Origin of the sequence: Ensifer meliloti, from assembly GCF_030064585.1 — a bacterium.
Lineage (GTDB): Bacteria > Pseudomonadota > Alphaproteobacteria > Rhizobiales > Rhizobiaceae > Sinorhizobium > Sinorhizobium meliloti.
On sequence record NZ_CP120365.1, the window covers coordinates 2,125,495 to 2,144,151 of the forward strand.

Below are 18,657 nucleotides of genomic sequence, written 5' to 3' on the forward strand. Positions count from 1 at the left end.
CATCGGAGACCGCCGAAATGTCGCGCCCTACCGAGACCGCCACGCCCATGGATGCGCTCCTTGCGATACTCGACCTCGAGAAGCTCGAGGAAAACCTCTTCCGGGGCTTGAGCCCGCAGGTCGGCTGGCAGCGGGTCTTCGGCGGCCAGGTGATCGGCCAGGCGCTGGTCGCCGCCCAGCGCACGGTCGACGGGGGCCGCTACGTTCACTCGCTGCACGCCTATTTCATGCGTCCGGGCGACCCTTCCGTTCCGATCATCTACGAGGTCGACCGGATCCGCGACGGCTCGAGCTTCGCGACGCGGCGCGTGGTGGCGATCCAGCACGGCAAGGCCATCTTCGCCATGTCTGCCTCCTTCCAGTACGACGAGGATGGCTTCGAGCACCAGTTCGACATGCCGGACGTGCCGATGCCGGAGACGCTGCCGGGAGAGCAGGAACTCAAGGAGAAGTTTCTCGTCCACGCACCGGAGGCGATCCGCCGCTATTGGGAACGGCCGCGGCCGATCGAAATCCGGCCCGTCTCGCTCGAACACTATTTCTCGCGCGCGAAGGCATCCCCGAAGCAGGACGTATGGGTGAAAGCGGTCGGGACGGTGCCGGACGAGCGCCATCTCCAGGCCGCCGTCCTCGCCTATCTCTCCGACATGACGCTCCTCGACACGTCTCTTTACGCACACGGCACATCGGTCTTCGACCGCAGCCTCCAGGTGGCCAGCCTCGACCACGCCATGTGGTTCCACCGGCCCTCGAAAATGGACGATTGGCTGCTCTATACCCAGGACAGCCCCAGCGCGCACGGTGCCCGCGGAATGACCCGCGGCAGCCTTTTCGACCGCTCGGGCGTTCTGATCGCCTCTGTCGCGCAGGAAGGATTGATCCGCAAAAAGGCAATTGCGTAAATTTTTGCCATTTTTCGGATTCTGCTTATATTTTAATCATTCCGACTGGCGTATTTTTAGCGTTCCGCGGCAGCCCCCTCGCCGGACGTGTTTTTTCCATTAGTTTTCAGTGGTTTGTTCTGCCTCATCGAATCTGGCACGCCCCTTGAATGTAGCTTTCCGGTTGCCAGCGCGTCAGGCGCTCAAGCAGCAAGGAGAGACGGCCTCCGCTGGAGGCAGACAAGGATGGGAACTCCATGAAAATTGTGATGGCCATTATCAAGCCGTTCAAGCTCGATGAGGTTCGCGAAGCCCTCACTGCCGTTGGCATCCAGGGTTTGACCGTGACCGAAGTGAAGGGCTACGGCCGCCAAAAGGGGCACACCGAGATTTACCGCGGCACCGAATATGCCGTGAGCTTTCTGCCTAAGCTGAAGGTCGAGATCGCGGTCGCGACGGAGATCGTCGACAGGGCCGTCGAAGCCATCGCTTCGGCCGCCAAGACCGGCCAGATCGGCGACGGCAAGATCTTCGTCTACTCGATTGACCATGCCGTGCGCATCCGCACCGGCGAGACCGACTCAGAAGCGTTGTAAACCACGCCGTTCAGGGAGCTATTTTCGATGTCGTCATTCACCCTTTCCACCTCTCTTCGACGCGTGGGAGCGACCGCTGCCGCGATGCTCGCGCCGGTCGTTGCATTTGCCCAGGAAGCCGCGCCCGCCGCGGCCGCAACACCGGTGCCGGACAAGGCCGACACCACCTTCATGTTCCTTTCGACGCTTCTCGTCCTGTTCATGCTGATCCCGGGCCTCGCCCTATTCTACGGCGGCCTCGTGCGGGCCAAGAACATGCTGTCGGTGCTGATGCAGTGCACGGTCATCGGCGCCGCCATGATGATCGTCTGGGTCGTCTACGGTTATTCCTTCGCCTTCGGCGGCTCGACGAGCGCCTATTTCGGCGGCTTCGCCAAGCTCTTCCTCGCGGGCGTGACCGTCGACAGCACCGCGGCGACCTTCTCCGATGGCGTCGTCATTCCGGAATATCTGTTCATGCTGTTCCAGATGACCTTCGCCGCGATCACCCCGGCACTCATCGTCGGCGCCTTTGCCGAGCGCATCAAGTTCTCGGCCGCGATCCTCTTCGCCATCCTCTGGGCGACATTCGTCTATTTCCCGATCGCGCACATGGTCTGGGACGCAAACGGCCTGCTCTTCGGCATGGGCGCGCTCGATTTCGCCGGCGGCACCGTGGTCCACATCAATGCCGGCGTCGCCGGCCTCGTCGGTGCATTCATGGTCGGCAAGCGCACCGGCTACGGCCGTGACATGATGGCCCCGCATTCCATGACCCTGACGCTCGTCGGCGCCGCCATGCTGTGGTTCGGATGGTTCGGCTTCAATGCCGGCTCCAATCTCGAAGCCTCCGGCGGTGCGGTTCTCGCCACCGTCAACACCTTCCTCGCAACGGCTGCCGCAGTCCTTTCGTGGTCGCTCGTCGAGACGCTGACGCGCGGCAAGGCGTCGATGCTCGGCGCCGCTTCGGGCATGATCGCCGGGCTCGTCGCCGTCACGCCGGCGGCCGGTATCGCCGGTCCGATGGGCGCTATCATCATGGGCCTGATCGTCTCGCCGCTCTGCTACTTCTTCGTCTCGGTGATCAAGAACAAGTTCCACTATGACGACACGGCAGACGTATTCGGCGTGCACGGCGTCGGCGGCTTCTTCGGCGCGATCGCGACCGGCGTCTTCGCCTCCTCCTCGCTCGGCGGCATCGGCTATGCCGACGGCGTGACCATGGGAAGCCAGCTGATGACCCAGATCACCGCCGTCGCCATCACGATCGTCTGGTGCGGTGTCGTTTCCGCCATCCTCTACAAGGTAGTCGATGCGCTTGTCGGCCTTCGCGTATCGATGGAAGCGGAGCGGGAAGGGCTCGACCTCTCCTCGCATGGCGAAGCCGCCTATCACGCGAGCTGAGCAGCGTCGTCAAACCGCGCCGCCAACAGTCCCGTCGCGGTCCGCATCCTGCGGATCGCCCTTGGCCCGGATCTCGCGATCCGGGCTTTTTTTTGCGCTGCATACGCATCCCAACCGCAATTTTTCCGGCACACGCGCATGGTTAATGTCACATTAACCCTACTTCGCTTAGGTTGATTCCATGGGCACGCAAAGTGCCCGGAGCATCCCGCTTTTCGCCCGGATTGAGGGTGAGAAGGCTGCTCCTCACCAAAAGGGCTGGAATATTCATGGGCGGCCTTCTCGCGCGCTCTCGTTCCGGCGGATCGAAACGGGCAAAGCAGGCAACATGAGCAGAAGCAATACCGCAACGCTTGACAGCCGTTCCAACCGGTTCGTGCTGACCCACTTCGTCTGGCGGCAGATCGCCTCGCTGGCGGGGTTCGTTCTCGTCGGTGCGCTGGCACTCGCCATTGCTGCCCTTTCGACATGGAACGTCGCGGATCCGAGCTTTTCCTATGCAACTTCGAACGAGCCGACCAACCTGCTCGGCTATGGCGGCGCCGTCTTCGCGGATATCTTCATGCAGTTCTTCGGCCTTGCGAGCGTCGTGGCGCTGCTCCCGGCCGTCGCCTGGGCTCTCGTTCTCATCCGGGGCACGCATTTCGACAAGGTGCTCAAGCGGCTCGGCCTGTGGTTCGCCGGCTCGGTGCTGGCGAGCGCGGCCTTGAGCTGCGTTCCGGCGCCGATCACCTGGCCGTTGCCGAACGGCCTCGGAGGCGTCTTCGGCGACATGATCCTGCGTTTTCCGGCGCTCTTCACCGGAACCTTCCCGACGGGCACCTTCGCGACCGTCCTCGCCTGCCTCTTCACCGCACCAGCCGCCTGGTGCCTCGTCTACAGCGCCGGCCTCATCGGCGTCAGCGAGGATGAAGAGGCGGAACCGGCGCCGGAGCCCGCACCCAGCAAGGCGCGCACCATACGCGACGAACTCGAAGAGGAAGACGAAGAAGGCCCTCTTACTGTACTGATGGGGTCGCTCGCCCATATGCGCTACACGGCGCAGGCGAGGCTGCGCCGCGCCTTCGGCATGGGAGCAAAGCCGGCGAAGCGTCAGTATGACGAGCCCTACGACTTCAACAACGACGAATTCGGCACATTGAACGAGCCGGTCCGGCCGAAGGCGCAGGCCGGTCGTATCGAGCCCTCGCTCGATCGTTCCGAGCGCCGCATCGTCACGCCGCCACCGATCATGGGCGACGAAGACGACCCGCCCTTCGATATCGACGAGCGACGGCCTGCCGGCATCCTGCCGGACGACGACGAAGACGACGTGGCCGCAGACTGGGCTCCGCGGCCTGCACCGCCGAAGCCGGCTCTGGCAATGGCGGGTTCGCGCGTGGCCCCGCCGCCGCCGCGGCCGAAAGCCGGGCAGCGCGTCGAGCGCGAGGCGCAGCGCTCGTTCGTCGATGAAGACGGCGATTTCACGCTTCCGCCGATCCACTTCCTTGCCGAGCCGAAGAATGTCGCGCGCGATGCCTCGCTTTCTGCCGATGCGCTCGAGCAGAACGCCCGCATGCTCGAAGGCGTTCTCGAGGATTTCGGCGTCAAGGGCGAGATCATCCATGTCCGTCCCGGCCCCGTCGTCACCCTCTATGAGCTGGAACCGGCGCCCGGGATCAAATCGTCGCGGGTCATCGGTCTCGCCGACGACATCGCCCGTTCCATGAGCGCGATCGCCGCACGTGTCGCCGTCGTACCCGGCCGCAACGCCATCGGCATCGAGCTGCCGAACCAGCGGCGCGAGATGGTCTATCTGCGCGAATTGATCGGCTCCCGCGACTTCGAGACGACCAAGACGAAGCTCGCCATGGCGCTCGGCAAGACGATCGGCGGCGAATCCGTCGTTGCCGATCTGGCCAAGATGCCGCATCTGCTCGTCGCCGGCACCACCGGCTCGGGCAAGTCGGTGGCGATCAACACCATGATCCTATCGCTGCTCTACCGGCTGAGACCCGATCAGTGCCGCCTCATCATGATCGATCCGAAGATGCTCGAGCTTTCCGTCTATGACGGCATCCCGCACCTTCTCTCGCCGGTCGTGACCGACCCCAAGAAGGCGGTCGTGGCGCTGAAATGGACCGTGCGCGAGATGGAAGAGCGCTACAAGAAGATGTCGAAGATCGGCGTGCGCAACATCGACGGCTTCAACAGCCGCGTCGAGCAGGCGCTGGCCAAGGGCGAGGCGATCACGCGCACCGTCCAGACCGGCTTCGACCGCCAGACCGGCGAGGCCGTCTACGAGACGGAGGAATTCGACCTTTCGCCGATGCCCTATATCGTCGTCATCATCGATGAGATGGCCGACCTGATGATGGTCGCCGGCAAGGATATCGAAGGCGCCGTCCAGCGGCTCGCCCAGATGGCGCGCGCCGCCGGCATCCACGTCATCATGGCGACGCAGCGTCCCTCGGTCGACGTCATCACCGGTACGATCAAGGCGAACTTCCCGACGCGCATCTCCTTCCAGGTGACCTCCAAGATCGACAGCCGCACCATCCTCGGCGAACAGGGAGCCGAACAGCTCCTGGGCATGGGCGACATGCTCTACATGGCCGGCGGCGGCCGTATCCAGCGCGTGCACGGACCCTTCGTCTCTGACACCGAGGTCGAAGAGGTCGTTGCCTATCTGAAGACGCAAGGCGTGCCGCAATATCTCGACGCGATCACCGAGGACGACGAGGACGAGAATGATGGCGGCGGTCCGGCCGGCACCTCCAACCTCGCCGATTCCGAGGACCCGTACGATCAGGCGGTGGCGATCGTGCTGCGCGACGGCAAGGCTTCGACCTCCTACGTGCAGCGGCGCCTCGGTATCGGCTATAATAGGGCCGCCTCGTTGATCGAGCGGATGGAGCAGGAAGGCATCATCAGCCCCGCGAACCACGCCGGAAAGCGCGAGATACTGGTGCCGACCGAGGCTGAGATCACCGGCCGGTAAGACAGCGCCACAGCGGCGTGATCAGCGCGCGGCAGGCGGTAACGGTCATTTGAAGGCGTCGTGTTTTCGGGGTTTTCCAACGCCTTGAAGGCGCCCCACTTGCCCTTCAAATGATCACGAATGAAGGAGACTGCGATGATGGAGACCAAAACCGACGGCCGCAACGGGGCAATCTCGCGGCGCGTCTTCGTTGGCGGCCTGGCGGCCCTCGCCGGCTTCGGCGCCACGACGTTCGGCGCGGGCGACGCTTCGGCTCAGGCGTCCGCCGTTGCCCAGAGGATCGCCGATCATTTCTCGTCCGTGAAGACGATGGCCGGCGAATTCGTCCAGTTCGGCCCGCGCGGCGAACAGACGGGCGGCAAGTTCTATATCCGCCGGCCGGGACGCATCCGCTTCAATTACGAAGCACCCTCGCCGATGCGGGTCATCGCCGACGGCAAGTCCGTCGTCATCGGCAATATGAAGCTCAAGACCTGGGATATCTATCCGCTCTCGAAGACCCCGCTCAATCTGTTGCTCAGCGAAAGGATCGACTTGAGAAGCAGGATGGTACGCGACGTGAGGGTGGAAGCGGACCTCATCACCATCGTACTCGGCGACCGCTCCATCTTCGGAGATTCGACCATCACGATGATGTTCGACCCGAAGAGCTACAATCTGCGGCAGTGGACGATCACCGATGCGCAGAAGAAGGACACGTCGGTGATGATCTTCAACGTCCGGACCGGCATCGCGCTCGACGACAAGGTCTTCCGCATCCCCTATGACGAGGTGCGCAACAAGCGCCGCGGCGGCTGATCGCGACATGCTCCGACTTTGAAACGAGGCACTTCCGAACGGAAAACCGCTACGCATTTTTCCTGGAAGTGCCTTAAGCCTGTTGAGGTTCGGGATCCCGCCAGACCAAGTCCTTGGGCTGAAAGAACGCTTCCCGCGCCGCAGACGCGGCATGGCGACCCAATCTCGCGCTGACCGACGCGCTCGACAACCTTGCCGGCTTGCCGCGACGGTCATCTCTGAACATCCTTCAGGAACGTGCGCAGGGCGCGGTGGAAATCGGCGACGTATCGCGCCTTGTCCTCCGCCTTGGGGGTGATCTGGACGAAGCGTGCAGCGGGGATTTTCTCCGCCAGCGCACGCGCGTGGGCGATGGGATGAACGAGATCGCGTTCATGGCCGATGACGAGCGTCGGGACGGCGATGCGGGCGAGATCGGCCTCCGTAACTCCCGGGCCGTCCTTGGAAACCGCGGTGAGGAGCGCGGCGGTGACCTCAATGGGTTCCCGCGCGAAAAAGCCCGTCAGCGAGGCCAGATTGTCCGGCGCGGCCGCCGCAAGACGCTGCCCGAGGGGACCTGCCAGGAAAGCGGCCTTAGCCGCTGGCGGCGGCAGATGGGTCAAAAGGTGGCCGACTTCGGCATTCGGGATCATATTTTCCGGCGCCGATGCCGTCAGCCAGGCGGGCCGGGCAAGGACAAGCGCGCGGACGAGATCGGGACGCCTTACGGCAAGGCGAAGCGAAATCGCCGCCCCCATGGAAATGCCGCCGATGATGACAGGCACGTCCAGATTGGCCTCGACATAGGCAGCGACGTCATTCGCGAAGGTTTCGATCGAAAGCCTGTCGAGTCCGCCGGACTGCGATCGGCCATGACCGCGAGCCTCGATCGTGACGCGGCGGTAGCCGGGTTCGGTGGGAAACGCTTCGGAGGTCTGGCCCGCGTCGCCGCAAAGTCCGTGCAGGAAGACAACCGGCATGCCCTCGCCCGCCGTGTCGACATTCAGCCGCGTGCCGTCGCTTGTCTCGAAGGTGATGCTCATCGCCCCGCCTCAAGCTTTTCGGAGAGGAAGCGGGCAACGTCCTTGGCCTCGCTTGCTGCAAGCCCATGAGTGATCAGGCTGCCGGTAAAGCCGATGGCCTTCAGGCGACCGAGATAGTGTGCGTAGTCGAGCACACCCTTTCCAGCGGTCGCAAAGCTGCCGTCCGGGTTCCGGTCCTTCGCATGCGCCATGACGATGCGGTCGGCGAGAAGATCGATTGCCGCGGACACGGTCGTCCGCTGCTCATCAAGCGTTGTCGTTTCAAAGAGATTGGCGGGGTCGAGCACGATTTTTATACGCGGGCTCCGCATCTCGTCGATCAGCCGGCGAGCCTTTTGCGCCGAGTTGACGACATTGGCAAGCTCCGGCTCGATGCCGAGATCGACGTCGCAGCGGTCTGCAATGCCGATCGCCGTTTCCATGGCCTGGAGCAGATCGCGCCAGGCTTCCGGCGTGTCGTTTTCGGGGTGCTCCCTCCACTGGTCGAGTGGATCGCGCGTGCCGGTGCAAAGCGTGACGAGGCGGGTGGACATCGCGTGGCTGCGTTCCGCCAGAACGGCTAACCGGCGGTGGCCGGCCTCGCGCATCGCCTGGTCGGGATGGATCATGTTGTAGGTGCCGGAGACCGCCGCGATTTCGATGCCGGCCTTCTTCGCCGCGTCGGCAACCGCGCACGCCTGCCCCTCATCGATGGCTTCAGGCATGGAGGCGAGGCCCGAGCAGGCCATGTTGTACTGCGCGGCGGCAAACCCGGCAGCCGCGACGGCATCGAGCACCGCATCCGGTTGCGTACCTTCAAAGGTCTTGGCGAAGACCCCGAGCTTCATCAGACGCCACCCTCGACATCAGAAAGTGCAACCGCCTTGCCGCTCTCCACCGAGCGCGCGATGGCGACCATGGCGCGGACCGAGGCGAGGCCGTCGTCGATGCCGGCGCCTTCCATCGGCGCACCATCGAGGATGGTGCGTGCAAAACCTTCGACCTGGCGGCGATAGAAGTGACCGTCGGCACCGAGCACCCGATGCGTCGCGCCATCGGCCTCGCGGAAAATGTCCACCTCGCTCGTCTTGTAGTACCAGGGGTTATAGGTCTTGCCGAGAACGCTGCCCTTCTCGCCGTAAATCTGGAAACCCTCGTGCCAGTCCATGCGGACTTGCACGGTGAGGTCGAGGTGGCCGAGCGTGCCGGAAGCGAACTCGGCGTCGACGAACCAGCACCAGATGCCGGCCCGCTCGGAAAGTCGCGCCTGCACCGAGACGATGTCGCCGCCGAAGTAACGCGCGGTGTCGATCAGGTGGCAGCCATGGGCCAGCATGTAGTAGCGGCGCAGATCCGCCTTCGGATTGGCCGAGGGCTTTTTCGCCTTGGCACTGGTGACGATCAGCGGCTGGACGGCATCCGTCATCGCATAGCGGTGCGTGCTGTCGCAATACCAAGCCTTGAGGGCGATCATCTCGCCCATCTCGTCGGCAATGAAGGCCTTTGCCGCCTGGAGGCCGGCATCAAAGCGCTTCATGTGGCCGACCTGAAAGATCTTGCCGGACTTTTCGACGGCCTCCTTGAGATCAATGCATTCCTCTACCGTCACGCCGACGGGTTTTTCGCAGAGCACATGCTTGCCGGCTTCGAGTGCGCGCAGCGAGGCCGGGACGTGGAAGGCGTCGGCGGTCGCGATGATCACGGCTTCGAGATCGGGATCGGCGAGCATCCTGTCGTAGTCGTCGTAGGTCTTCGCCGCACCGTGGGTGATCGCCATGCGTTCGCGCAGGTCATCGGCGACATCGCAGATAGCATGGAGATCGGCATTGGCAGCCTTCGTGCAGGCCTCGAAATGAGCGGCCTGGGCGATCTGCCCGGCACCGAGCACACCCACTCGAAGGCGGCGTTCCTGTTTTGCTGGCATTCTAGAGTTCCCCAAGGGTTTGTTCATAGAGCGGCAACCCGTCGGACAGCGCACCGGCGACGAACTCGAAACGGTGCGGCATCGCCGCCGCGCGGCAGTGGACCGCACCGAAGAAGGCGCCCCGACCGCCACCCACCATACCTACAGCGCCGCGCGTCTTATCAGACGCGCAAAGGTCGCTGTAGCACTTCGATCTGCTGCATGTTTGTGTCCTTTAATCGGATAGGATTAAAGGACACATGCAGTCGTCTGAAACGTCGAGAAGCCATGCAAAAATCCGTCGAGGCCATCGGCCCTTGAATGATGGAGGGCCTGCGCCCGGCAGGCGCTTTGCTGAGTACAAGTCCCCATCCCGGCCGAAACAAGGGCGGGATGGGGAATGGAAAAGGCCTAGTTCGCAGTCTTGCCGCAGGTCGTCAGCGCATCCTCGGGGGTGCAAACCTCGGTACCGGTCTTGATGAACGGCTCCACCTTTTCGCCCTTGGTCAGCTTGTCCAGCGCCATGATGGTTTCATAGCCCATGTCATAGGGACGCTGGCCGATGTTGTAGTGGCTTAGTCCTTCGGCCAGCAGCGGCAATTGCGGGCCGAAATTGTCGCCGAACACCACAACCAGGTCCTTGCTGTCGAGGCGTGCCTTGAGCGGCTCCATGGCCTGCTTATAAGCCTGCGGAGCATACTGGGCCCAGCCGCCGACCGCGACGAAAGCGCTAAGCTCGGGGTTGTTCGTCATGACGTCGCGCACCTGCTGGGCGGCAAGCGTGATGTCGTCATTGTTGTAGACAGGGCAGCCTGCCGGCTCGGTCCAGCCGTTCTGGCCTGTCAGCTTTTCCGCACCCTTGTCCTTCGTGACGCCGGCAAGAGTGTCGCGGATGCCTTGGACGCGGGCTTTCAGGTTCTCGGATGCAGGCGCACCCGACTGGATGCAGACGGTACCGCCGTCCTTCTTGCTCTCGAGCACCTTCTGCGCCAACGCGATGCCGAACTCATAATTGTCGGTTCCGATGTAGGTCGAGCGCAGGCCTGCATCTTCGGGCAGTACGTCCGTGTCGAAAGTCACGACCGGAATGCCTTTATCCTGGGCCATTTTCATGATGCGAGCCATGGCCTTCGGGTTGCCGGCCGAAACGCCGAGGCCGGCCACACCGCGGGTGACCATGTCCTGGGCAAGCTGGACCTGCTTGGCTTCGTCATACTCAGTCGGGCCAAGATAGGTGCAGGTAACGTCGCCCAGCTTCTTCGCGGCGGCCTCGCACCCCTGCTGGATCGGCGGGCTGAAGGCGTTGTTGAGCACCTTGAAGATGAGGGCGAATTCGCGATCGGCAGCGTTGGCCTGGGGCGCAGTCAAGCCGGCGGCCAGGCAGGCCACCGAAAGGGCTGCCGTGAGAGTGCGTACTGGTTGCATTGAAGTTCCTCCCTTTTCCTTGTTGACGCGGATTGCGCTCACCGACGCAGCGAGCGGATTCTTTCGAGCAGGACCGCGGCTAGAATGAAACTTCCCACGAACATTCCCTGCCAGAACGGGTTGACCCCTGCGATGAGCAGGGCGTTGCGGATAACCTCTACGAGGATCGCGCCGATGGCTGCGCCGAGCGCCGTGCCGAACCCGCCTGTCAGCGACGCTCCGCCGATTACCGTCGACGCGATGACCTGCAACTCGTATCCGGTTCCGATCGCGTTGGTGACGGCGCCAAGCCAGCCGACCAGGAACACGGCCGTTATGGCGACCATCAGGCCGTTGAAGGCGTAGGCCGAGACCTTGATGAGGTCCACAGGGATACCGGCCAGTCGCGCCGCAGCCTCGTTGCCGCCGATCGCGAACAGGTAGCGGCCCCACCGCGTCATGGTCAGCAGGAAATGCAGGATGATCACGCCCGCGACGAGAGCATAGACAACGTTAGGCAATCCGAAACTATAGCCACCGCCGAGCGCGATGATACCGTTGGTGGCCCGTCCGAATTCGTAGAACACCTCATTGTTCGTGAGCACCAAAGCGAGGCTGCGCCCGATGGACAAGGTGGCAAGAGTGACGATGAATGGCGGGAGCTTGACGTAGGAGATGATGATTCCGTTGACCATACCGCAGGCGACACCCATCGCGAGAGTCGCGAGGATGCCGACGGCGAGCGGCATGTCCGAATTGAGCACGATGCCAAGCGTCACTCCGCACATGCCAAGGATCGATCCGACAGAGATATCGATGCCGCCGCTGATGAGCACCGGCGTCATGCCGAGCGCCATAATCCCGATGAAGCAGGCATTCTGGAAAATGTTGAGGAGGTTTCCGGAAGTCGCGAACTTCGCCGAGATGACCGATACGACGAGGCCGATCACCAGGATAGCCAGTGCTATCCACGTTTCCTGCGCAAGGAATACGCGGCTCCAGAGGGGGCGGTCGGAGCCCTTCAGGAGATCGACGTCCATGTGGGGAACTTCCTCGGGAGCACTCATGCGTTGTTTCTCCGGGATCAAGCTGTCTGGATCGCGCCAGTTATCAGGCCGGTCACTTCTTCGGGGCTCGATTGCCCGATCATCTTGTCGGCCACCTTGCGACCCCGACGCATCACCACGACCCTGTCGCAGACCTCGAAGACGTCGGGCATGCGATGGCTGATCAGGATCACGGAAAGGCCTTGTGCCTTCATGCGACGGATCAGGGCCAGCACCTCCGCAACCTGCCGGACACTGATTGCCGCCGTAGGTTCGTCCATAAGGACGATTTTCGACCTGGCGAGCCGGGTACGAGCAATTGCCACCGCTTGACGCTGGCCGCCGGACATGCGCACCACGAGATCGGCCGGTCGGGTCTCGGATTTAAGTTCCTTGAATATCTCGGCCGAGCGGGCGTTCATGCGCTTGTGGTCGAGCACCTTGAACGGCCCGACCTGCCGCATCAATTCGCGGCCGAGGAATACGTTCGCCGAAGCGGTCAGGTTGTCGCAGATCGCCAAATCCTGATAAACGACCTCTATTCCATGGCGACGAGCTTCTGCCGGTCCGGAAAAGACCACGGGCTTGCCTTCCAGGATGTAGGAACCGGAAGACGGCTGGAAGTTTCCGGCAATGGTTTTCACCAATGTCGACTTGCCGGCTCCGTTGTCCCCCATCAGGCCAAGAATCTCACCCCGGTTGATCTCGAGAGTGACACCATCAAGTGCGCGGACGGCACCGAAATCCTTCACGATATTTTCGAGTCGCGCCAAAACCGTCATCGCACCTACCGGGACTTTTGTAGTGTTCCCGAACAAAACACCGTTTCCTTTGGCCGTCAATAGCGCCGCATCCCCTTTCTATGCTGCATTGCATCAAAGAACCCACCCGATTGACAGGACCGCATGAGGATATTAGTAATCTCATCGAACAAATAGGCTTCAAATTGTCAAACACACTGCTTTTTCGTCCGAACGAGGCGCGCGCGCTTTCGGCACTGTTTCGCACGGGTGGGCTAACTCGCGCATCCTTGGCCCGTGAACTCGATCTGACCCGCTCGACAACGGGGACTCTGGTACAAAACCTTGTCGATGCTGGTTTGGCGCGGGAACGTGAGTCGACAACGGGCAACGAAGCAGAACCCAAGGTCGGGCGCCCCGGGATCGTCGTTGAAATCGCCGGCAGCGGTGTCTTCTTTCTCGGCGCCTACATCGGCGTGAACCGGATCGACGTCATCGCCATCGACCTGTCGGGAACGGTCCGCGCCAAGGCCACTCGCCCATTCTCGGGTGCGGCAAGCAGGCCCGCTCAAGCGATGGAACTCATTGTAGCACTGGTTGATGAGGTGCGTAGAACGTTGCCTCCCGGCGCACGGCCACATGGTCTCAACGTAGCGCTGCCGGGCTTCCTGGATGGGGACGGCGAAACCTTTCATGCCGCCATATTGGGCTGGCACGGGGTCAGCCTCGCGCAACCGATTTCCGAGTCCATCGACCTCGACGTCCCGGTCCTCCTCGAAAACGATGCCAATGCGGTGGCAGTGGCCGAGACCTATCGTTCGGCTCCCCCGGACGGCAAGGGCGATGACAGCCTCGTGGTTCTCATCGAGAATGGCGTTCGGGGCGGCATCGTCAGCAATGGCAAGCTGCATCGCGGTCAGTTGGGCGGCGCTGGCGAGATCGGCCACATGCCGATCGGAGAGGCCGGATTCGTTTATGACGCTGTGCGTCCTGGTCGTTGGGAAACATTCATTGGCAAGGACGCCCTCCTTGCCCGGTATGCACATATCAGCGGGGTCATCGGTTCGCTTGACGCGTTTATCGCAGTGCTGGCCTCGGGCGACCCTACCGCGCTTGCCTGCGCCCGCGACTGGGCTCGCTGGCTGGTTCGGGGACTGGCGACCCTTGCCTGCGTCCTGCAGCCGGGCCGCATCATCCTCGCCGGATCGGTCAGCGCGATCTATCCCTTCGTGGCCGAACAAACGGAGGCTTTGTTGGCCGCGTCTCTCATTGAAGGCTATCCGACGCCGCGCGTTGAAACGTCAAGCACCGGCAATGACGGGCCCGCCCTGGGTGCTGCCTATCTTCTGCATCAGGCGATGCTTGCAGGCAATACGCGCCCGCATATGCGCGATGTCGCCGTTCTTTGACAGTCAGGAGCTTTAATGACGCTCAAAGCCGCCTCCGAAACGATCGCCGTTGCCGAAATCGGGGGAACTTCGGTCAAGATCGGTTTTGCGGATCATGGTGTGCCGCTCGAAGTCACGCGCACCTTTTCGACGAGTCATCTTCGGCGAGGCGCCCCTGCGACGCAACTCGCCGGGCTCCTGCAATGTGCGTCAGTCGATGCCGGCCTGACCATCGAGCGGGTAGTGGCAACTGTCCCAGGGTTCATCGGACGTGACTGCGATACAATCATCCATGCCGCAAACATCCCCGAACTAAACGGGATTCGCCTGGCCTCCGAACTGGCTTCCACGCTTTCGGTACCCGTCCAGTTGGAGCGGGACGTGGTTCTGCAGTTGCTCGGGGAAAGCGCCTCCGGCGCAATTGCCAACGAATGCGAGGTGTTGGCTGTCTACTTCGGCACCGGTATCGGTGCAGCTTACTTGGGCGAGAACGGCATTTTTCGCGGCGGCGGGTGGGCGCTTGAAATCGGCCACATGCCGGTGCTCGAGCCGGGTGACCGCCAGGAATCCCCCAAGCGGATCGAGGCGTACGCCTCTGGTGCGACTCTGGTGGACCTCGCATCTGCACATGGCGTCGCCGTGAAGGACCTCTTCCAGGCCGCTGCGCAGTCGCCGAAATTATACGACGCTCTTGATGACATATTGTGGCAGCAGGCGATAACCGTTGCCAGAGCGACGGTGTTGTTTTCGCCACGCATCATTCTGCTGGGGGGTGGCGTCATCGACATGGACGGCTATCCACGCGACACGCTCACGCAACGCGTCTTTGGCGCATTACCGCATGCCGGCTCGATTCATTCCATCGACATACGCTGGGCCACACTGGGCTGGCAGGCAGCCATTTTTGGTGCCGTTCGTCTTGGCGACATGCTGGCTTAATTCCGCCGGGCATGATCCGCGCTCCAATGCGCCTTGACTGCCGGCTGCGAAAGCAGCGCCCGCAGGAAGCCTTGCGCGATCTGCGTACCGGCGGCTTTTTCAAGCTTGTCGATCGGTGCCGAACCTGTTTAAACGCTCCCGTTGCCGGACGCGTGATCCTTTTCCGGCAATTTCCCGGGAGAACGAGGAATGCCTCTTTCCATTGCCACATGGAACATCAACTCCGTTCGCCTGCGCATGCCGCTGGTCGAACATTTCCTCAAGACATGGCAGCCGGACATCCTCTGCCTGCAGGAAATCAAGTGTCGGAACGACCAGTTCCCCTCCGCGCCGCTGAGGAAGCTCGGCTACGAATATATCGAGATGCACGGGCAGAAGGGCTATCACGGCGTCGCCACCATCTCTCGCCTGCCGCTTCATGAGCTGTCCGACCGCCGCGACTACTGCGGCGTCGGCGATGCACGTCATCTCTCCGTGGTCTTCGCGGCCGGTGGAAAGACGATCCGCCTCCATAATTTCTATGTACCGGCCGGCGGCGACGAGCCGGACCGCACGGTCAATCCGAAGTTCGGACACAAGCTCGACTTCGTCGACGAGATGAAGCTCCTGCACGCGGAGGCCGAGGCCGGCGTCTCGTCGATCCTCGTCGGCGATCTCAACATCGCGCCGCTCGAGCACGACGTCTGGTCGCACAAGCAGCTTCTCAAGATCGTCAGCCATACGCCGGTCGAGACCGAGGGCCTGGTTTCGGTGATGACCGGAGGCGCCTGGGTCGACCTGATGCGCCGCCACGCGCCGCCGCCGGAAAAGCTCTACACCTGGTGGAGCTATCGGGCGAAGGACTGGACCGCCGCCGACCGCGGACGCCGCCTCGACCACATCTGGTCCTCCGCCGATCTCGCAAGCCAGCTCGTCCGCGTCGAGATCCTCAAGGAAGCGCGCGGCTGGGAGCGCCCGTCCGACCATGTGCCTGTCATAGCGCATTTCGAGCTTTGACGACGCCGTCCGCTTACGCAAACCGCCCGGCAAGCGCCTCCACGCGGCGGATCATCGCCTGAATGTTTTCCCGGATGCGGGCTTCCACCATGGCGGTCACCTCGGGATATTCCTCGAGCATCCGGCGGAAGAGCGGCCGGTTGATCCGGATCACCTCGCTGTCCTCTTGCGCCGTCGCGGTGAACTTGCGCTCGACCATCGAGATGAGCGCGAGCTCGGACAGGAGCGCGCCACGGCCGACGGTCATCACCTGCTGCTGGCGGCCCTGCGCGTTCGCATTCGAAAGCGCGAAGCTGCCGGCCGCAACCGCATAGGCGCAATCGGCCGGCGCGCCTTCCCGGAAGAGTTCGTGCCCCTTGGCCACCCGGCGGCGCTCGGCGCCGAAGGCGATCAGCCTCAGCTTGTCCTCGCCGATGTCGGCGAAGAGCGACACGTTGGACAAGAGTGCGATGTCGTCATTGAGCGCCAAGCGGCAAATCTCCCCCGGTCATGTCGTCCGGCTTAGGGAACGATCTTGTAGCCGCCGTTTTCTGTCACCAATATCTCGGCATTGGAAGGGTCGCGCTCGATTTTCTGGCGCAGCCGGTAGACATGCGTCTCGAGCGTATGGGTCGTGACGCCGGAATTATAGCCCCAGACCTCCTCGAGCAGCACGTCGCGGGTGACCACTTTCTGGTCGGCGCGGTAGAGATAGCGGATGATCGCGGCTTCCTTTTCCGTCAGGCGGATCTTCTGGCCGTTCTCCATGGTAAGCAGCTTCTGGCTCGGCTTGAATGTGTAGGGGCCGACATTGAAGGTCGCGTCCTCGCTCTGCTCGTGCTGGCGAAGCTGGGCGCGAATGCGGGCAAGCAGCACGGCGAAGCGGAACGGCTTCGTCACATAATCGTTGGCGCCGGCTTCGAGGCCGAGGATCGTATCGGAGTCTGTGTCGTGGCCGGTCAGCATGATGATCGGGGCCTTGAAGCCGCCCTTGCGCAAGAGCTTCACCGCCTCGCGCCCGTCCATGTCCGGCAGACCTACATCCATGATCAGGAGGTCGACCTGCCGGCCACGCGCCATCTGAATGCCCTTCCCGGCGGTCGATTCCTGCAGTAGGTCGAACTCTTCGTAAAGGGAGAGCTGTTCTATCAACGTCTCACGCAGATCATCGTCGTCGTCGACAAGGAGGATGGTGCGAGTCGCCATGGGACAGTTCCTGTTTGCTTCCTGATTCAAAACTAACTCAAATGCCGATCTTGGCAAGCGCGGCGGCCGCTGCCGCATGTTTCCTTAAATCCTAACCTATTTAGGATAGAGACAGGCCGCAACTGAAAGTGGCCGCAGCGCCGTCTGCGCGTGTGATGAGACGCACGGCGCTGCAGGCATCGTCATATATGAAAACCGGCTTAAGGTCGCGGCGAGATCACGGCAAAGCAAGAATTTGTGAGACTGATGCGCAAGAAGGCGTCAACAACAGGATCGAGAAAAGGGACCATCCTCGTCAGAACCGCTCCGCGCGACCGGAAGCGCGCCCTCGTGCTTTTCGACGGACGGGTAGAGCAGGCTGCGATCGGGCGAAGCGGCGTCACTGCCATCAAGCGCGAAGGCGACGGGGCGACGCCCCGCGCGGCGATGCGGCTCATCGGCGGCTTTGTCAGGCTCGATCGTGTCCCGTTGCCCCCGACGCGCCTGCCGATGCGGGCCGTCCGCGGCGACATGCTCTGGTGCGATGCCCCGCAGCACCCGTGCTACAATCGCCCCGTCAGGGCGCCGTTTCGTGCCGGACATGAACGCATGATGCGCGTCGACGGGCTCTACGACATCTGCCTCGTCATGGATTGGAACATTTCCTCCCGCAGGCGCAATGCCGGCTCGGCGATCTTCTTCCACCTCATCCGTCCGGGTTACGAGCCGACCGAGGGCTGCGTGGCCGTCAGCCTTTCGGCAATGCGGCGACTGATCCGGCAAATGCACCGCGGGATGGTCGTGAAGGTCGTGTAGCTTCGGCCCCGCGACAAAGCCGAACGGGCACTGCGAATCAGCCCGACCATTCCTCCTCAAGCATACGCGGCGTCACGAAGCGTACCAGGCGGCCGGTGCCGGGCTCTATGTCCGACCAGCGCTCGATGTCGAAATCCATGACCGCGAGCCCGGCTGTCGGAAACTTCTCCCTCAGCCGCTCCAGCGCAGCTTCATCGCCGCGCCCGGCAAGCAGGAGCGCGAGCTCGGCCATTCCCGGATTGTGGCCGACGAGGAGCAATTTCTCCACCGTCGGCTCGATCCTGCGGATGGCGTCGAGAATGGCCGTTGCGGCGATCTCGTAGATGCCGACCGCATCGCGCTCGGGGATCTTGTGCGGCAATGCTCCGGCGACGAGCTCCCAAGTCTCCTGCGCGCGCCGAGCGGTCGAAACGAGCGCCAGGTCCGGAGCAAGCCCCTGCCGGGTCATGAAGGCGCCGACAACGGGCGCCGCTTTCCGTCCGCGCTCCGAAAGCGGCCGGCGATGGTCGGCAACGCCGTCCGGCCAGGCGGACTTCGCATGGCGGAGCAGCATGAGTCGGCGTGTCGAGGGCCGGGCGTCATCGGGCATGAGAGCTCCTCAGGGCAGCGAATTGGGGGCGGC

The 18,657-nt window shown here is 62.9% G+C and carries 18 protein-coding genes; 9 read left to right on the plus strand and 9 right to left on the minus strand.

The features are described 5' to 3' along the window. Window positions 1-17 precede the first annotated feature (17 nt). The 5 genes from tesB to PZL22_RS17295 all read left to right on the plus strand — a co-directional run bounded on the left by tesB (window position 18) and on the right by PZL22_RS17295 (window position 6,638). A complete protein-coding gene (gene tesB, locus PZL22_RS17275) occupies window positions 18-902 on the plus strand; it encodes an acyl-CoA thioesterase II (RefSeq protein WP_003529647.1) in 885 nt (294 codons plus the stop codon). Between the two features lie 236 nt (window positions 903-1,138). After that, window positions 1,139-1,477: a P-II family nitrogen regulator gene (locus PZL22_RS17280; protein ID WP_003529649.1), complete on the plus strand. Its 339-nt coding sequence runs from the start codon at window positions 1,139-1,141 to the stop codon at window positions 1,475-1,477. Window positions 1,478-1,504: 27 nt separating this feature from the next. Beyond that, a complete protein-coding gene (locus tag PZL22_RS17285; protein WP_010970483.1) occupies window positions 1,505-2,860 on the plus strand; it encodes an ammonium transporter in 1,356 nt (451 codons plus the stop codon). Between the two features lie 328 nt (window positions 2,861-3,188). Continuing rightward, window positions 3,189-5,840 carry an FtsK/SpoIIIE family DNA translocase gene (locus PZL22_RS17290; protein WP_003529653.1) on the plus strand — a complete coding sequence of 884 codons (2,652 nt, stop codon included), beginning with the start codon at window positions 3,189-3,191 and terminating at the stop codon, window positions 5,838-5,840. Window positions 5,841-5,975: 135 nt separating this feature from the next. Next, window positions 5,976-6,638, plus strand: a complete 663-nt coding sequence (locus PZL22_RS17295) for an outer membrane lipoprotein carrier protein LolA (protein ID WP_003529654.1) — start codon at window positions 5,976-5,978, stop codon at window positions 6,636-6,638. A 212-nt stretch (window positions 6,639-6,850) separates the two neighbouring features. On the opposite strand, the gene PZL22_RS17300 is transcribed toward PZL22_RS17295, so the two are convergent. The 6 genes from PZL22_RS17300 to PZL22_RS17325 all read right to left on the minus strand — a co-directional run bounded on the left by PZL22_RS17300 (window position 6,851) and on the right by PZL22_RS17325 (window position 12,774). Further along, window positions 6,851-7,660: an alpha/beta fold hydrolase gene (locus tag PZL22_RS17300; RefSeq protein ID WP_003529655.1), complete on the minus strand. Its 810-nt coding sequence runs from the start codon at window positions 7,658-7,660 to the stop codon at window positions 6,851-6,853. Then, window positions 7,657-8,487, minus strand: a complete 831-nt coding sequence (locus tag PZL22_RS17305; protein WP_284718517.1) for a sugar phosphate isomerase/epimerase family protein — start codon at window positions 8,485-8,487, stop codon at window positions 7,657-7,659. The genes PZL22_RS17300 and PZL22_RS17305 overlap by 4 nt, the downstream gene beginning before the upstream one ends. Further along, entirely contained in the window at window positions 8,487-9,563 is a 1,077-nt protein-coding gene (locus PZL22_RS17310; RefSeq protein WP_003529657.1) for a Gfo/Idh/MocA family protein, read from the minus strand. Before PZL22_RS17310 ends, PZL22_RS17305 begins: the two co-directional genes overlap by 1 nt. 390 nt (window positions 9,564-9,953) lie before the next feature. Further along, window positions 9,954-10,967, minus strand: coding sequence for a sugar-binding protein (locus tag PZL22_RS17315; RefSeq protein ID WP_003529659.1), 1,014 nt, complete (start codon window positions 10,965-10,967; stop codon window positions 9,954-9,956). A 38-nt stretch (window positions 10,968-11,005) separates the two neighbouring features. Beyond that, complete coding sequence (locus PZL22_RS17320; RefSeq protein WP_003529664.1) at window positions 11,006-11,986, minus strand: ABC transporter permease; 981 nt, start codon at window positions 11,984-11,986, stop codon at window positions 11,006-11,008. A 44-nt stretch (window positions 11,987-12,030) separates the two neighbouring features. Further along, window positions 12,031-12,774, minus strand: a complete 744-nt coding sequence (locus PZL22_RS17325) for an ATP-binding cassette domain-containing protein (RefSeq protein ID WP_003529666.1) — start codon at window positions 12,772-12,774, stop codon at window positions 12,031-12,033. Window positions 12,775-12,854: 80 nt separating this feature from the next. Here PZL22_RS17325 and PZL22_RS17330 point away from each other — a divergent pair, with 80 nt between their 5' ends. The 3 genes from PZL22_RS17330 to PZL22_RS17340 all read left to right on the plus strand — a co-directional run bounded on the left by PZL22_RS17330 (window position 12,855) and on the right by PZL22_RS17340 (window position 16,055). Further along, entirely contained in the window at window positions 12,855-14,141 is a 1,287-nt protein-coding gene (locus PZL22_RS17330; protein ID WP_033048664.1) for an ROK family transcriptional regulator, read from the plus strand. A 15-nt stretch (window positions 14,142-14,156) separates the two neighbouring features. After that, window positions 14,157-15,059, plus strand: a complete 903-nt coding sequence (locus PZL22_RS17335; protein WP_003529669.1) for an ROK family protein — start codon at window positions 14,157-14,159, stop codon at window positions 15,057-15,059. Window positions 15,060-15,248: 189 nt separating this feature from the next. Next, a complete protein-coding gene (locus tag PZL22_RS17340) occupies window positions 15,249-16,055 on the plus strand; it encodes an exodeoxyribonuclease III (protein ID WP_003529670.1) in 807 nt (268 codons plus the stop codon). Window positions 16,056-16,068: 13 nt separating this feature from the next. Here PZL22_RS17340 and PZL22_RS17345 read toward each other — a convergent pair whose 3' ends face one another. Both PZL22_RS17345 and PZL22_RS17350 read right to left on the minus strand, forming a co-directional pair. Then, entirely contained in the window at window positions 16,069-16,524 is a 456-nt protein-coding gene (locus PZL22_RS17345) for a cyclic nucleotide-binding domain-containing protein (protein WP_003529671.1), read from the minus strand. A 32-nt stretch (window positions 16,525-16,556) separates the two neighbouring features. Beyond that, the gene (locus PZL22_RS17350; RefSeq protein WP_003529672.1) at window positions 16,557-17,240 is read right to left on the minus strand and encodes a response regulator transcription factor; all 684 of its coding nucleotides are present in this window, start codon (window positions 17,238-17,240) and stop codon (window positions 16,557-16,559) included. 246 nt (window positions 17,241-17,486) lie between these two features. Here PZL22_RS17350 and PZL22_RS17355 point away from each other — a divergent pair, with 246 nt between their 5' ends. Beyond that, the gene (locus PZL22_RS17355; protein ID WP_284718518.1) at window positions 17,487-18,035 is read left to right on the plus strand and encodes a L,D-transpeptidase family protein; all 549 of its coding nucleotides are present in this window, start codon (window positions 17,487-17,489) and stop codon (window positions 18,033-18,035) included. Between the two features lie 37 nt (window positions 18,036-18,072). On the opposite strand, the gene PZL22_RS17360 is transcribed toward PZL22_RS17355, so the two are convergent. Beyond that, a complete protein-coding gene (locus PZL22_RS17360; RefSeq protein ID WP_003529675.1) occupies window positions 18,073-18,624 on the minus strand; it encodes a SixA phosphatase family protein in 552 nt (183 codons plus the stop codon). Window positions 18,625-18,657: the final 33 nt, after the last annotated feature.